At 55.8% G+C, this 441-nt stretch carries 1 protein-coding gene; it reads left to right on the top strand.

Annotation, left to right across the window (positions count from 1 at the left end; all coding sequences use genetic code 11):
• Nucleotides 1-9: 9 nt before the first annotated feature.
• Entirely contained in the window at nt 10-258 is a 249-nt protein-coding gene (locus tag FWJ25_RS20470) for a non-specific lipid-transfer protein (RefSeq protein ID WP_368732304.1), read from the top strand.
• Nucleotides 259-441 lie beyond the last annotated feature (183 nt).

The raw sequence follows: 441 nt of genomic DNA on the forward strand, positions 1-441 counted from the left end.
GCGTCGTCCGTGTCGGGATGCATCTCCTACGTCCGCACCGGTGGGTCGGTCCCCCCGAGCTGCTGCAGTGGAGTGAAGAGTCTCGCCGGGTCCGCGAAGACCACCACCGACCGCCGTGCCGTGTGCAACTGCCTCAAGAGCACGGCCGCCAGTATTTCCGGCCTCAAGCCCGCCCTTGCCGCCGGCCTCCCTGGCAAGTGTGGCGTCAGAATCCCCTACACCATCAGCCCCTCCACCGACTGCTCTAAGGTAAGTTAAGTTCTTCTTTGGAAGACTATTTATCTCCCATGCAGCTACTAGAGTATATGCTACATAGTTGATCGTTGAGACTTGAGAATAAGGTGGAAGCTGCTCCTTATCGTGGTTTGTGTGTGGGGAGCTGTCTGCCAGCATGAGCTCTTGTGTTTTAGTATGTTTCATGTTATGAATATTCTGAGTGCC

Origin of the sequence: Marinobacter salinexigens (assembly GCF_008370345.1) — a bacterium.
Classification (GTDB): domain Bacteria; phylum Pseudomonadota; class Gammaproteobacteria; order Pseudomonadales; family Oleiphilaceae; genus Marinobacter; species Marinobacter salinexigens.